10 protein-coding genes, 1 riboswitch and 1 other annotated feature are annotated in these 15,148 nt (G+C 34.7%); all 10 genes read left to right on the top strand.

The features are described from left to right. The first annotated feature begins 146 nt into the window (after nucleotides 1-146). On the top strand, nucleotides 147-2,171 hold the full coding sequence (locus EDD66_RS00615; RefSeq protein ID WP_123607604.1) for a methyl-accepting chemotaxis protein: 2,025 nt from the start codon (nucleotides 147-149) through the stop codon (nucleotides 2,169-2,171). Nucleotides 2,172-2,427: 256 nt separating this feature from the next. Beyond that, a riboswitch (Lysine riboswitch) is annotated at nucleotides 2,428-2,605 on the top strand. Nucleotides 2,606-2,749: 144 nt separating this feature from the next. Beyond that, nucleotides 2,750-3,634: a 4-hydroxy-tetrahydrodipicolinate synthase gene (dapA, locus tag EDD66_RS00610; protein ID WP_123607603.1), complete on the top strand. Its 885-nt coding sequence runs from the start codon at nucleotides 2,750-2,752 to the stop codon at nucleotides 3,632-3,634. A 17-nt stretch (nucleotides 3,635-3,651) separates the two neighbouring features. Then, on the top strand, nucleotides 3,652-4,407 hold the full coding sequence (gene dapB, locus EDD66_RS00605; protein WP_123607602.1) for a 4-hydroxy-tetrahydrodipicolinate reductase: 756 nt from the start codon (nucleotides 3,652-3,654) through the stop codon (nucleotides 4,405-4,407). Nucleotides 4,408-4,528: 121 nt separating this feature from the next. After that, a complete protein-coding gene (locus EDD66_RS00600) occupies nucleotides 4,529-5,527 on the top strand; it encodes an ABC transporter ATP-binding protein (protein ID WP_123607601.1) in 999 nt (332 codons plus the stop codon). Next, nucleotides 5,524-6,387 carry an ABC transporter permease gene (locus EDD66_RS00595; protein ID WP_123607600.1) on the top strand — a complete coding sequence of 288 codons (864 nt, stop codon included), beginning with the start codon at nucleotides 5,524-5,526 and terminating at the stop codon, nucleotides 6,385-6,387. Before EDD66_RS00600 ends, EDD66_RS00595 begins: the two co-directional genes overlap by 4 nt. Nucleotides 6,388-6,403: 16 nt before the next feature. Then, nucleotides 6,404-7,840, top strand: a complete 1,437-nt coding sequence (locus tag EDD66_RS00590; RefSeq protein WP_170164198.1) for a GldG family protein — start codon at nucleotides 6,404-6,406, stop codon at nucleotides 7,838-7,840. A gap of 184 nt (nucleotides 7,841-8,024) precedes the next feature. After that, on the top strand, nucleotides 8,025-9,896 hold the full coding sequence (locus EDD66_RS00585; RefSeq protein ID WP_123607598.1) for a SpoIID/LytB domain-containing protein: 1,872 nt from the start codon (nucleotides 8,025-8,027) through the stop codon (nucleotides 9,894-9,896). A 179-nt stretch (nucleotides 9,897-10,075) separates the two neighbouring features. Beyond that, nucleotides 10,076-10,915, top strand: coding sequence for a YihY/virulence factor BrkB family protein (locus tag EDD66_RS00580; RefSeq protein ID WP_170164197.1), 840 nt, complete (start codon nucleotides 10,076-10,078; stop codon nucleotides 10,913-10,915). A gap of 118 nt (nucleotides 10,916-11,033) precedes the next feature. Next, nucleotides 11,034-11,267 (top strand) — a binding site (T-box leader). A 192-nt stretch (nucleotides 11,268-11,459) separates the two neighbouring features. Beyond that, nucleotides 11,460-12,479 carry a phenylalanine--tRNA ligase subunit alpha gene (gene pheS, locus EDD66_RS00570; protein WP_123607596.1) on the top strand — a complete coding sequence of 340 codons (1,020 nt, stop codon included), beginning with the start codon at nucleotides 11,460-11,462 and terminating at the stop codon, nucleotides 12,477-12,479. Nucleotides 12,480-12,494: 15 nt separating this feature from the next. Next, a complete protein-coding gene (pheT, locus tag EDD66_RS00565) occupies nucleotides 12,495-14,933 on the top strand; it encodes a phenylalanine--tRNA ligase subunit beta (RefSeq protein ID WP_123607595.1) in 2,439 nt (812 codons plus the stop codon). The last annotated feature ends 215 nt before the right edge of the window (nucleotides 14,934-15,148 follow it).

Genomic DNA, 15,148 nt, shown 5'->3' with positions numbered 1-15,148 from the left:
ATAAACCATATTTGAAGAATAATGTAAAATTCAACAAAAGATAACAGTATTCAACAAATTTTTCTTGACTAAAGTTAAGAATGAATATAATATCTTACTAACAACTTAAGACAAATTTAAGAAAAATTTAAGAAAGAAGGATTATTATGAAAAAAAGTCGAACAAATGATAATGAAAAAACAAAACGGGGTAGCATTAAAGCAAAATTAATATTTATTGTAATCCCAATTATGATTATTTCAATAGTGACTCTTTTAACGATTACTTTTCAAGCTGCAAAAAAGATAATCGTAGGTTATGGCAATCAGACAATTGAATCAGTTTCTTTGGCAAATGCCAATCAGATTGAAACTTGGTCACAAGATATCTTATCTTTCCTGAATTCTGTTAAGAATACATTAGACACAGTAGCCTTTAATGAAGATACCCAAATGTCATATCTGATTTCTACCATGGATCAAAACGATAATTTTCCTGATGGTGTTTATATAGGTACTGATAATCTGGAATTTATCAATCCATTTAATTATATTCCACCGGATGATTTTGTAGTAACGGAAAGAGACTGGTATATAAGAGGATTAAAAAATGATAGTTTTGCCTATGGACCGTCTTATATTGATGTAATTACAAATAAACCAGTTGTAAGTGCATCGGCTAAAATAAAACCGGTCAATGGGGTAAATAGAGTAGCTGCTGTGGATATTTCACTTGAAGAAATATCAAATATGGTGAAAGAAATGAAGGTTATGAAAACAGGGACAGCTTTTTTGGTTGATACCTCTACGAATACAATTATTGCACATCAGGATCCAGATCTTATGAACATGGAAATTAATGAGAACAGTGAAGATATTTTTTTAGCAGAAGTAGTAAAACATATGAATGCAAAAGATTACAATGCATTCCATGTGAAACAGAATAAAGACACATATATTGTAGATTTGGAAATGGTGGAGAATTCTAACTGGGTATTAGTATCCACAGTTCCCCAGGCTGAAGTATTAGGCTCGTTACAGGAACTACAGTTATTAGTTATCATACTTGCAATTGTTTCGATTCTTTTAGTTATGGTTATTATAGAAAGAGTGATCCATGTAATCATTCATCCAATCAAGAAATTAACAGTAGCAATTACAGAGATTACAAAAGGTGATTTTACTGTAAATGTAACTGCAAAAGGGAATGATGAAATTGCTGTTATGAGCCGCAGGATGCAGAAATTCATTGAAACGATGCGGGGAATTCTGAAAGAGATTGGAAGTATGTCTGATAAGTTAAGCGGGCAGGCAGAAAACAGCAGTAAAGTAGCAGAAAACTTATACAATTCTGCACAAAACCAATCCAGTTCCATGGGAGAACTTAATTCAACGGTAGATGAACTTGCAAGGTCTGTAAGTGAAATCGCAGAAAATGCAACTACATTGGCAATGGTGGTTTCTGAGACCGGTGTGAAAGGAAAAGAAGCCAGCGGAAAAATGAATGAGACAGTTAATGTTTCCGAACAGGGACGTAAAGATATGGAACAGATAAATCTGGCCATGGAAGAAGTGAAGGACACGGTTAGCTCATTAGTAAAATCGGTAGAAGAAGTTGGAGAATCTACTGGAAAGATTAATGATATCGTAACTTTGATCGGTGAGATTGCAGAGGAAACAAATCTTTTATCATTAAATGCAGCAATTGAAGCGGCAAGAGCTGGAGAAGCCGGAAAAGGTTTTGCAGTAGTAGCGGAGGAAATCAGAAAGTTAGCAGAAAACAGTGAAAATTCCGTTAAGAACATTTCAGAATTAACAAATAATATAAGCAGATTAGTTAATAATACAGTGGATAAGACAAAAGAAAGTGCAGATAGTATTAAGAAGAGCATGACATTGATCGATACTGCAAGTGAAACTTTTGGAACCATTTATTCAACGGTAAGTGAAACGAGTACAATTGTACAGGATATGATTGAAAAAGTGCAGCATGTAGATAATGTAGCGACTTCTGTTGCAGCCATAACAGAAGAACAATCTGCAGGAGCAGAGGAAATCCTTGCAACATCTGAAAGTCTGTCGGAACAGGCAACTCAGGTTACTTCTAATAGTGAGACTGTAGGTAAAGATGCCATGGAATTAGCAGAGACTGCTGAGAATCTTGATAAACAGATAAAAACATTTAAGATATAATCGAATGTCTATAATCACACATAGAATTCATTGGATTAAATATTTAAGACAAGATACAGGACATACCGTATCTTGTCTTTTTTAGAGAACAAAATCTAAACAGATAATAGGAGTAGAATATTTATTTTATATAATTAAATATAATATTGAATTACTTAATTAAATTAGCTTTATTGGTTGACAAAAGAAATAAGGAATGTTAGTATAAGAGGCATAAATAATAGAAGATATTGTACATATCTGTTATTAATTTAATATTTTTGGTAGAGGCGCATTTTTTAAGAGTAAATTGCAGGATATGTTCAGCCATAGTCGAATGCAATGGAAAGGAAAAGATGCCGAAGGAGTAGTAACCCTGAATTTCTATTCCTGGGCATATGGTTAAGAGCCATATGACTGTCATCAATGCAACATGATGGAGTGCTACCTAGAGAACATTTTCGGTCTTTTTGACATACGGAAATTCTTTAGGAGTCGACCAGGTGTCGGCTTTTTTTACGGAAAGAAATAGACATTTAATGAATATAATAAAGTATAAAAGCCGAACAGTAACTTAAATACTTATAGGAGGGCTTCTTATGGCAATTTTTAAAGGTGCTGGTGTTGCACTAATAACACCGTTTAAGGACAATGGGGAGGTAGATTACGAAGGGCTTGAAAAATTAGTAGATTTTCAGGTGGAGGAAGGAACAGACAGTATTATTGTATGTGGAACGACTGGAGAAGCTTCTACCTTGACCCATGAAGAGCATTTAGAATGTATTAAAGTGGTTGTTGATAAAACCAATAAACGTATTCCCGTAATCGCAGGAACTGGTTCAAATTGCACAGAAACAGCCATTTATCTATCCAAAGAAGCAGAGAAGTTTGGCGTAGATGGATTGTTGCTGGTAACACCATATTATAACAAGGCAACACAGGGTGGATTAATAGAACACTATACAGAAATAGCAAAATCTGTTGATGTACCTATTATATTATATAATGTACCTGGTCGGACAGGATGTAATATTTTACCTAAGACAGTAGCTGCGTTAGTAAATACTGTGGATAATATTGTAGGAATGAAAGAAGCCTGTGGAAATATTTCTCAGACTGGGGCCTTAATGGCATTAACAGATGGAAAGCTTGATCTATATTCGGGAAATGATGATCAAATAGTACCATTACTCTCTTTAGGGGGAGTTGGAGTTATTTCTGTCTTGTCCAATATTGCACCAAGAGAAACACATGATATAGTGGCTAAATATTTATCTGGAGATACAAAAGGAAGCCTTGAGTTACAATTGAAATATTTTCCGTTAATTGAAGCTCTATTTAGTGAAGTGAATCCTATACCAGTGAAAGCAGCTGCACATCTCATGGGATTATCAGGGCCAAAGCTTAGAAGACCTCTTACACCAATGGAACCAGCAAATCTAGAGAAGTTAAGTAAATTAATGAAAGAAGCAGGATTACTATAATTGAAGGAGCAACGCATATGACAAGGATAATAATGCATGGATGTAATGGCTCAATGGGACAAGTGATTTCGGAACTTGCAAGACAAGATGAAAATGTTCACATTGTAGCAGGCATTGACTTAAGTGGAAATAAGAATAACTACTATCCTGTATTTAATTCAGTAGCTGAATGTGATATAGAAGCAGATGTGATCATTGATTTTTCTTCCGCTGCAGCGGCTGATAAGCTACTTAAGGATGCAGTAAAAAAGAAGATACCAATCGTTCTTTGTACTACAGGCCTATCCAGTGAACAAATTGAATCAATCCAGGAGTCAAGTAAAAAGATTGCCATATTAAAATCTGCTAATATGTCATTAGGAGTAAATACTCTTCTTAAATTATTGCAAACAGCGACCAAAGTTCTTAATGGAGCTGATTTTGATATTGAAATCGTTGAAAAACATCACAACAGGAAAATTGATGCACCTTCAGGAACCGCTCTTGCATTAGCGGATGCTATAAATGAAGTATTAAATAACGAGTATGCTTATCAATATGATCGTTCTGCTTTAAAGGAGAAAAGAAATAAAAAAGAAATTGGCATTTCTGCTGTTCGCGGTGGGACCATCGTTGGAGAACATGAAGTAATATTTGCTGGAGTGGATGAAGTAATTGAATTTAAACATACAGCATATTCTAAAGCTATCTTTGCCAAGGGAGCAATTAGTGCTGCAAAATTCTTAGGGGGAAAAGAACCGGGAATGTATGATATGTCCCATGTAATTGGCTGAAATTTAATAGTGTTCACGAAATTTTCACAGAATGTTAGATAAAAAAACACACATTTTTCCTATAATTGGGTAATAGGAATAATGTGTGTTTTTTGAATTTATAAATACAGGAGGAATTAATTTGATTGAAGTTAAAAATCTGATAAAACAATATGGAAATCAAAGGGCAGTTGATGATTTGAGTTTTTCTCTGGAAAAGGGGAAGATTCTAGGATTTCTTGGACCCAATGGTGCCGGTAAATCTACAACAATGAATATCATCACTGGTTATATATCTGCTACCAGTGGCAGTGTAATCATTGATGGAAATGATATTTTGCAAGAACCAGAAAAAGCAAAAAAATCCATCGGATATCTTCCGGAGATACCACCTCTTTACCCTGATATGACTACCAAAGAATATCTTAATTTTGTTGCTGATATTAAAGGTGTTAAAAAACCAGTGAAAGAGAATATGATTCTTGAGATTATGGAATTGACAAAGATCACAGATATGGCTGATCGGCTTATAAAACATTTATCTAAAGGATACAAGCAAAGAGTTGGTCTGGCAGGAGCAATCATGGGTTATCCTGATTTAATTATCCTTGATGAACCAACAGTAGGATTGGATCCAATGCAGATTATTGAGATCAGGGATTTAATCAAAGAGTTGAGCAAAGAGCATACAGTCATACTCAGTTCTCATATTCTTTCAGAAGTCAGTACATTGTGTGATCTGGTTATGATTATAAATAAAGGAAAATTAATTGTGTCAGATACTCCGGAAAACTTATCAAAACATATGTCAGCCACCAATCGGATTTATCTTATGGTTCATGGTGAGAAAGAGACGATAGAATCTGTTCTTAAAAATATTGATGGAATTATACATATAGAATTTGAGGAAGAAAAAGAAGACGGATATATTACTTTAACAGTGGAAAGTGAAGGTAGTATAGAAATCAGGGAAGATATTTTTTATGGATTAGCAGCAGCACAATGTCCTATCTATGAATTAAAAGTAACTAAAAAATCCTTAGAAGATATCTTCTTAGAACTTACAAAAAGTGAAGTAGAAGATGACGACCAGGAGAAACCGGAAGAGTATGGAGAAATCAAAAAGGAGGAGAATCAATGATAGCTGTCTTAAAAAAAGAATTAAATTCCTATTTTAAATCAATGACAGGATATATTTTCATGGCCTTTTTTCTTGTTATTATAGGAATTTATTTCATCGTTTATAATTTATCCTATGGGACTTCTAATTTTGAGTATACACTCCAATCCTCATCTTTTGCATTTATTATTCTGATACCTATTTTAACTATGAGGATCTTAGCTGAGGAGAAGAAACAAAAAACAGATCAATTATTGCTGACCTCTCCTTTATCTATTGAGAAGATAATTCTGGGTAAATATTTAGCAGTGCTAATGGTTTTCCTGGGTACAATGGCAATAGCCTCTTTTTATCCACTTATATTAACTGGATTTGGAGAAGTAGATCTGAAACTTGCCTATAATGGGATTTTAGGATTTGTCTTAATGGGAGCGACTTATCTGGCAATTGGATTATTTATATCTGCATTGACGGAAAGCCAGATGGTAGCAGCAGTCATTGGATTCATTGTGATGTTGATAACTTATTTAATTTCAGGATTGTCGACGCTCCTCCCAGCGGATCATAAATCTGCAGTTATAATTTTTACTCTATTTATCCTTATCATTTGTTGGATTGCATATCACATGATGCATAATTTGACAGTAACAATTAGTGTGGGTCTGATAAGTGAAGTAATTCTTATATTTATTTATTTTAAGAAATCATTTCTGCTGGATGGGGCGGTATCAAAACTTTTGAACAGTTTTTCTATGGTAAATCACTTTGATCGTTTTACCATGGGGATATTAGATCTTTCAGCAGTTGTTTACTACGTGAGTGTTACATTTTTGTTTGTTTTTTTAACAATACAATCCCTGAAAAAGAGAAGATGGAGCTAGGAAAGGAGGTAGTATCTTGAATAAATTATTTCAACGTATAAAACAGTCGTTTATAAATAAGAAATTTAAAAGTGGAGCATATAGTGCAGGGATCAGTGTCTTTGTAATTGCTGTTATAGTATTTGTAAATATAATTTCAAATCAATTGAATTTAAAGATAGATTTAAGTAAGGATGATAAATATTCACTAACAAGTCAAACAAAAAATATGATAAAAGATATATCCGATGAAATTAAATTATATTACATGGCAGGAGAGGACAGCCAGGATATTATAGTAAAACAAATTGTAGATCAATATGATGGAATTGTAAAAAATATTGAAGTTGAGATGAAAGATCCGGTCCTTTACCCCCAATTTGCTTCAAAATATTCAGATGATGAGGTGGCTGCCAATAGTGTTCTTGTTGTAAATTCTACTAATGGAAGAAATAAAGTAGTCAATTATAACGACATGCTTGTTACGGAAATTGATTACAATACCTATACGGAGCAAACAACAGGTATCGATGTGGAAGGGCAGATTACATCTGCTATTGAGTATGTAACTACGAAGGATTTACCGGTTATGTATCAGGTAGAAGGACATGGTGAATTAGAAATATCAACATCTCTTGCCATTTCCCTGGCAAAAGAGAATATAAATACAGAAAAACTGAACACATTGACTGGGGAAGTGATTCCAGAAGATTGTGATATACTGCTGATTAATGGCCCGCAGCATGATTTTACAAAAGAAGAAACCTCCATGATTCGTGAGTATTTAATGCAAGGTGGAGATGCTATTATACTAACTTCTTATTCTACTGAAATTATGCCTAATTTTGAAAAAATTTTATCAGCTTATGGAGTGACCATGGAAGAAGGTATTGTGGTTGAAGGAGATAATAGTCATTTTATGTCAGGAACTCCCACATATCTCATTCCTAATATAAATCACCATGATATTACCGCTGAAATCATAGGTAAAAATATGCCGGTTGTAGTACCGGTAGGAAAAGGGTTAAAAATATCAAAATCCTTAGAGGAATCCATTGCAGCAGAATCACTGCTAGATAGTACAGATGCTTCCTACTCAAAGGTGGATGTGAATTCTTCTACTTATACAAAAGAAGAAGCAGATATCAGGGGACCATTTTCACTTGGGATAGCGATTATAGATTCTAAGAATGATAGCGAGACAAAACTTGCTGTATTTTCATCCCAATATCTTATTGATGACAGTATGGTAAGACTTACCTCACTTGGGAATACAGATATATTTCTAAACAGCATTAAATGGATTACTGGGGCAAAAGCCGGTCTGTCTATCCCTTCAAGAAGCCTGGAACCAACTTTTCTATCTCTGAATGCAGCGGCGGTTAATTTCTATAGTGGGTTGGTCTTGATTGTGATACCTTTTGTTATATTAATTACAGGAGTAATAGTGACAATAAGGAGAAGGAAAAAATAATGGATTTATGGCGATAAATGGAATAATATTGATTCATTTCGATTCTATATTTTATTAGGAGTAATAAAATAAGGTTGTACATAATATATTAGCATATGGAGTAATTCAGTATTTCGTAATTGAAATAGGTGTGGTATTATAAATATTGTGTGTATACAGGAACCACCAGATACAGGGGGAAATAATGAAAAAGAAACTAATGCTAATTCTAATCGGAATAATCATAATTATAATAATATTAGCGATTGATTTGATGAACGACCATGAGTTATTGGATAATATAATAGATAGAGAACCTGCAGAGGTTCATGAAGAGGTGACTTATTCCAATGTTTGGATCATTGGAAATGATGGTAATATAATTGAAGCATTTGTAGAAGGGAAAAAACAAAAATATACATCCCAGTATCCATTATCTGAAGATATAGGTAATGTGATTGGCGATATTGTTGTTAAAGATAAAGAAGTAATAAAGATAACAATAAAGCCTGATAAAATGAATGGAAAGGTTCTGGCTTATACAGATGAGTATATAGAAATTGAAGATTTAGGAAAGATAGACACAGATAAAGATTTTAAGATATATAAGATATATGATGATATTATGATGGAAATGTCTTCGGGGATCTTGATTGGTTACAGTTCCACAGATTTCATTTTTTCAGATGGGACCATATGTGCGGCTATTATTAAAGAAGAAGCAAAACCGAAGAATATCAGGGTAGTTTTAAAAAATAATGATACGGGAGACATTTTTCATAATTCAGTAAGGCTTACCTCTGACAGCGATTATGTTCTATACTACGGAGATAAGAAGAAGGAATACAAAGCTGGTCATAAAATCAATGTAAAACCAAATAATAAATTATTATCAGAAGGAAGAATCAGAATTGAACCAAAATCAAAAGATGCTAAAATAGAGGTCCTATCTTTAACAAGATCTTCAGGAATACCCAAATATAGAGGGAAAATTGAAATTGGCAAGAACAAAGAAGGACTTACCATTATTAATGAATTAACCATTGAAGAGTACCTTTACAGTGTAGTTCCAAGTGAAATGCCATCCTCTTATGGTTTAGAAGCCCTTGAAGTGCAGGCTATCTGTGCAAGAAGTTATGCATATACACAACTGTCCAATAATGCCTATCACACGTATGGTGCTCATGTAGATGACAGTGTTTCTTACCAGGTATACAATAATATCGGTGAGAATGAGGTAACGGTAAAAGCTGTAGATGAGACCAGAGGTCTCATTATGGAATATAAAGGGAATATAATTTCAGCCTATTATTTCTCTACATCCAGTGGACATACATCCAGTGCGAAGGATGTGTGGATGAGTGAAAATACGATTCCTTATTTGGTAGGAAGCTTACAGGCTGTTGAAGATAAAAAGGCTGTAGAAGCTGTAAATAACGAAGCGATCGAAGTGGATGAAGAACTTGATCTTACCAAAGAAAGTAATTTTAGAAACTTTATTAAGAAAAGTGATATAAAAACATATGATAGTGATTTTGCATGGTATCGTTGGAAAGTGACAATTGATGCAGGAGATTTGAAGAAAGTTATTGATAAAAATCTGGCAGGCAGATATAATGCCAATCCAGCACTGATAAAAACACTTCAAAAGGATAACACGTACTCAAGTGTACCTATTGATACGGTTGGAAATGTTGAAAATATAACGATAAGTAAAAGAGCTACCGGTGGAATTGCAACCGAAATGACAATAAAAGGCAGTAAAAATACTATCAAAGTCATGACAGAATATAATATTCGAACTATACTGGCACCTCTTTACAGTAAAGTCATCCGTCAGGATAAAAGTGTAGTTGATAATCTGAGTATGCTCCCCAGTGCGTTTGTGGTCGTTGATCATAACAAAGAAGGAGGAAAACTTAAGAGTATAACTTTCACAGGTGGGGGATATGGTCACGGTGTCGGTATGAGTCAAAATGGTGTGAAAGCAATGGCAGAACTTGGTAAGAGTTATGAAGAAATTTTAAAACATTATTATCCGGGTATTGATATCGTAATGAATGGAGAAGTGAAATAAATTGAATAAAGCTGCTGCAAAACAAAGTTTCTTCTTTGCACAAGAGAACTCCATATGTTTTGCAGCAGCTTTTTATAGTATAAATTTTTAATAAATGTATTAAACTTAAATAAGAGTATTAGAATTAAGTATTAACATATATTATGATAAATGGTAATTTTAGAGAAGGGGTAAAAAAGATGACGATACAAACGATTGTTAATTTTATAAAATCGATGCTTCGAAAAATGAAAGAGGATTTCATAACAGCTTTTTCTGCGCAGGCAGCTTTCTTTATCATTATATCATTCTTTCCTTTTGTTATGTTTTTGTTAACAATGATTCAATCTGTATATACTGAGAGTACATTAATGAGAACATTCACCGATATTATACCGGGAGCATTTGATGCTTATGTAATATCTATTATTGATGAGATATATGATAAGACTTCTGGAACTATAATCTCAGTAACTGCACTTACAACACTATGGTCTGCTTCAAGAGCTTTTTTAGCCATAGTAAGAGGATTAAATTCTATTTATGATATTGATGAAAGCAGAAACTATTTTAAGCTTCGGATTATTGCAACAATCTATACTTTTGTTTTTGCTCTGATGCTTATTGTAAGCCTTGGATTTCTGGTTTTTGGTAATAGGATATATATTGAGATATCAACAAGATTTCCTGTACTGAATGACCTGGCATTACTTATTATCAGTCTTCGTACCATTGTCGGCCTATGTGTATTAGCAATCTTTTTTACAATCCTATATGTGTCTGTACCTGACAGGAAATCAGGCGTCTGGCGGGAAGTTCCAGGGGCATTACTGGCAGCAGTGGGTTGGATGGGTTTCTCCTATATGTATTCTTATTATATTGACCACATGGGTAACTATTCCAATATGTATGGAAGTCTTACAGCAATTGTACTTTTAATGCTTTGGTTATATTTTTGCATGTACATTTTATTTGTTGGGGCTGAATTCAACGTAGTACTGTCTAAAAAGAAGGAATTGAATGATATCTATATCAAATAAGCTGCAGTTGAGCCATAAGCTCGATTTCGCTGAACTGTAACAAAAATAAACTTGACACATATTTAAATTATGTTAGAATAAAACATAGATTTAACAACATATATCTGGTAGTGATCAGATAAAGGCTTAGAAAGTGTAAGTAGAGAATTAACTTCTAACAGAGAGAAGAAGTCATTGGCTGTAAGCTTCTTCAAGTTCAGTTAATTATTGAATTTCCCACTGGAGCTGCATCTCCTAATTTCAATGGAATAGTAAGAGATGACGATTATACACGTTACGTATAGCTTAAAGTGCTCATGTTCAAAACATGGGAATTTGGGTGGTACCGCGGAATATTAACTCCGTCCCTTTTTTAGGGACGGAGTCTTTTTTTTCGTGATGGCAACGAGCCGAGCAGCAGAATAATCAAATCGAACTTCATGTTTACATGAAAGTTCGAATTTGATTATTCTGATAGTGGGCGACTGCCCACGAACCTTAGAAAAACGAAGTTTTTCTAAGGTCTGCCCGGCTCATTAACCCCGTAATCAGAAAGGAGATTATAATGAAAGAAAAATTACAGTCCATTATGGAAGAAGCTCTTGCTCAAATTAATGGTGCAGAGAATCTTGAACAATTAAATGACATTAAAGTTGCGTTCCTTGGTAAGAAGGGAGAATTGACTTCCGTATTAAAATCTATGAAGGATGTGGCTCCGGAAGATAGACCAGTAGTAGGCCAATTAGTAAATGATGCCAGGGCTGCTATTGAAGAAAAGCTGGAAGAAAAGAAAAATGCCCTTGGGAAAAAAGCAAGAGAAGAACAAATTAAAAGGGAGACGATTGATGTTACATTACCTGCAAAAAAACCTATGGTTGGACATCGTCATCCAAATACAATAGCTCTTGATGAAGTGGAGAGAATCTTCATTGGCATGGGATATGAAGTGGTAGAAGGACCAGAAGTAGAATATGATTATTATAATTTTGAGGCCCTTAATATTCCTGCAAACCATCCAGCGAAAGATGAGCAGGATACATTCTATGTAAACAGTAATATTCTTCTTAGGACTCAGACTTCGCCAGTTCAGGTCCGTGTGATGGAACAGGGTCATCTTCCTATCAGAATGATCGCACCTGGCCGGGTATTTCGTTCTGATGAAGTAGATGCAACTCATTCTCCATCTTTCCATCAGATTGAAGGTCTTGTAATCGATAAGAATATTACATTTTCAGATTTAAAAGGAACATTAGCAGAATTCGCGAAACAGCTGTTTGGAGAAAACACAAAAGTGAAATTCAGACCCCATCATTTTCCATTTACAGAACCAAGTGCGGAAGTTGATGTAACCTGTTTTAAATGCGGCGGAGATGGCTGCCGTTTCTGTAAAGGCTCAGGATGGATTGAAATTTTGGGATGTGGTATGGTTCATCCGAAAGTCCTGGAAATGAGTGGAATCGATCCAAAGGTCTACTCAGGCTTTGCATTTGGTATGGGTCTTGAAAGAATTGCATTATTAAAATATGAAATTGATGATATGAGACTATTATATGAGAATGATACTCGTTTCTTGAAACAGTTCTAGGAGGAGGAGAAAGATATGAATACACCATTATCATGGATTAAAGCATATGTCCCTGATTTAGATGTAACAGCCCAGGAATATACGGATGCTATGACTTTATCAGGCTCAAAAGTAGAAGGATATGAAAAACTGGATGCAGATTTAGATAAAATAATCGTAGGAAAAATATTAAAAATAGAAAAACACCCTGATGCAGATAAATTAATTGTCTGCCAGGTACAGATTACAAAAGATGGGGAAACTGTTCAAATTGTAACAGGTGCACCTAATGTAAAAGAAGGAGACATTATTCCGGTAGTTCTTGACGGTGGACGTGTGGCCGGTGGACATGATGGAGAAAAAACACCAGGTGGAATTAAGATTAAAAAAGGAAAACTTCGTGGAGTAGAATCTTGTGGAATGATGTGTTCCATAGAAGAACTTGGTTCCACAAAAGAAATGTACCCGGATGCGCCTGAAAATGGAATCTATATTTTTAGTGATAATAAAGAATATGACGGAATCGAAATTGGCTCAAGTGCAATAGAAGCTCTTGGCTTAAAGGATGTAACAATAGAATATGAAATCACATCGAATCGTGTTGATTGTTTCAGCGTTATCGGCCTGGCAAGAGAAGCGGCAGCCACCTTTAGAAAGAAATTCATTCCTCCGGTAGTAACGGTAAAAGAAAACGATGAACAGGCAAAAGATTATATTAGCGTAGTGGTAGAAGATAAAGATTTATGTCCTCGCTATATTGCCAGGGTAGTGAAGAATATTAATATCGGACCTTCTCCACTATGGATGCAAAGACGACTTGCAGCAAGCGGAATTCGCCCAATTAATAACATTGTGGATATTACCAATTATGTTATGGAAGAATATGCTCAGCCAATGCATGCTTATGATCTGGATTTAATAGAAGGAAAGAAGATCATTGTACGTCGCGCTAAAGATAATGAAGAATTCCAAACATTAGATGGAGTGGAACGTAAATTAGATTCTTCTATCTTAGTAATCTGTGATGATGAGAAACCAATAGGTATCGCCGGTATTATGGGTGGAGAAAATTCAAAGATCACAGAGGATGCAAAAACATTGCTTTTCGAGGCTGCTTGTTTTGATGGAACCAATATTCGTTTATCTTCGAAAAAAATTGGACTTAGAACAGATGCATCTGGTAAATTTGAAAAAGGACTTGATCCTAATAATGCAATGGAAGCAATTAACAGAGCTTGTCAGCTAATTGTTGAGCTTGGTGCAGGGGAAGTAGTGGGCGGATGTGTAGATATCTATGATAATGTGAGACAGCCAAAGCGTATTCCTTTTGAGCCGGATCAGATTAATAAATTATTAGGGACAGATATTGATAAAGATACACAATTAGGATACCTTAAAAGTGTTGATTTAGAATTTGATGAAGAGACACAGGAAATCGTAGTACCTACCTGGAGACAGGATCTTGAATGCAGTGCAGATATTGCAGAAGAAGTGGCTCGTTTTTATGGATATGATAAGATACCAACTACATTACCTTGTGGAGAAGCGACCACCGGAAAGCTCTCCTTTAAGCTTAGAATTGAAAATATTGCAAGAAGTGTTGCGGAGCAATTTGGCTTTAATGAAGGGATGACATATTCTTTTGAAAGTCCTAAGGTATATGATAAATTATTAATATCTAAAGATGATAAACTTCGTCAAAATGTTGTAATCTCTAATCCTCTTGGAGAAGATTACAGTATTATGAGAACAATTCCGCTAAATGGGATGCTTACTTCTCTCTCTACCAATTATAATAGAAGGAATAAAGATGTCCGTCTATATGAAATAGGCAATATATATCTGCCAAAAATACTTCCGGTAACCGAACTTCCAGAGGAGAGGACAGAATTAACCCTTGGAATGTATGGAGAAGGAGACTTCTTCAGTTTAAAAGGAGTAATTGAAGAAATTCTTGAAAAAATCGGTATGAAAAAGATTACTTTATATGATCCAAAAGCAGGAAAACCTTTCCTTCATCCAGGACGACAGGCCAATATAATCTATGATAATGTTGTGATCGGATATATGGGAGAAGTACACCCGGAAGTTCTGGACAATTATGATATTGGTGAAAAAGCATATATTGCAGTTCTTGACATGCCTGAACTGGTAAGCAGAGCAAGCTTTGATACAAAATATACAGGAATTGCAAAATATCCGGCAGTCAGCCGTGATATCAGTATGGTCATGAAAAAAGAAATCCTGGTAGGAGAAGTGGAAGAAATCATTCGTAAGAATGGCGGCAACTTATTAGAAAGCTATAAATTATTTGATATCTATGAAGGTGCCCAAATTAAGGAAGGGTATAAGTCAGTTGCTTATTCCATAAGCTTTAGGGCAAAAGACAGGACTTTAGAAGATAAAGATGTAAATGCAGTTATGGCCAAGATCTTAAATGGTCTGCAAAAACTTGAAATTGAATTAAGACAATAGTAAAATGGGACTGTTGCAAAATACAGTTTTTGAACTTAGAAGAACTTTATATTTCTCGAAATTTGTGCTCCATCGCGCGAAAGGCAGCGGCATTCTCTATCTTGCCGCTTTTCGCACATACATCGCACAAATTATCTACGAAATATAAAGTTTCTTCTTATATATAAAGATTCTTATATTTTTGCAACAGCCCCATGTATCAATATGAGCGACAA

The organism is Mobilisporobacter senegalensis, from assembly GCF_003752155.1.
Taxonomy (GTDB): domain Bacteria; phylum Bacillota; class Clostridia; order Lachnospirales; family Lachnospiraceae; genus Mobilisporobacter; species Mobilisporobacter senegalensis.
The sequence above is the reverse complement of the archived record's forward strand: the minus strand, read 5'-3'. Positions and strand labels throughout refer to the sequence as shown.

Excerpts from the sequence above, each read along its gene's own strand:
- EDD66_RS00615 (WP_123607604.1), top strand. The coding sequence starts at position 147 with ATGAAAAAAAGTCGAACAAATGATAATGAAAAAACAAAACGGGGTAGC.
- dapB (WP_123607602.1), top strand. The coding sequence starts at position 3,652 with ATGACAAGGATAATAATGCATGGATGTAATGGCTCAATGGGACAAGTG.
- pheT (WP_123607595.1), top strand. The coding sequence starts at position 12,495 with ATGAATACACCATTATCATGGATTAAAGCATATGTCCCTGATTTAGAT.
- EDD66_RS00580 (WP_170164197.1), top strand. The coding sequence starts at position 10,076 with ATGACGATACAAACGATTGTTAATTTTATAAAATCGATGCTTCGAAAA.
- pheS (WP_123607596.1), top strand. The coding sequence starts at position 11,460 with ATGAAAGAAAAATTACAGTCCATTATGGAAGAAGCTCTTGCTCAAATT.
- EDD66_RS00595 (WP_123607600.1), top strand. The coding sequence starts at position 5,524 with ATGATAGCTGTCTTAAAAAAAGAATTAAATTCCTATTTTAAATCAATG.
- EDD66_RS00585 (WP_123607598.1), top strand. The coding sequence starts at position 8,025 with ATGAAAAAGAAACTAATGCTAATTCTAATCGGAATAATCATAATTATA.
- dapA (WP_123607603.1), top strand. The coding sequence starts at position 2,750 with ATGGCAATTTTTAAAGGTGCTGGTGTTGCACTAATAACACCGTTTAAG.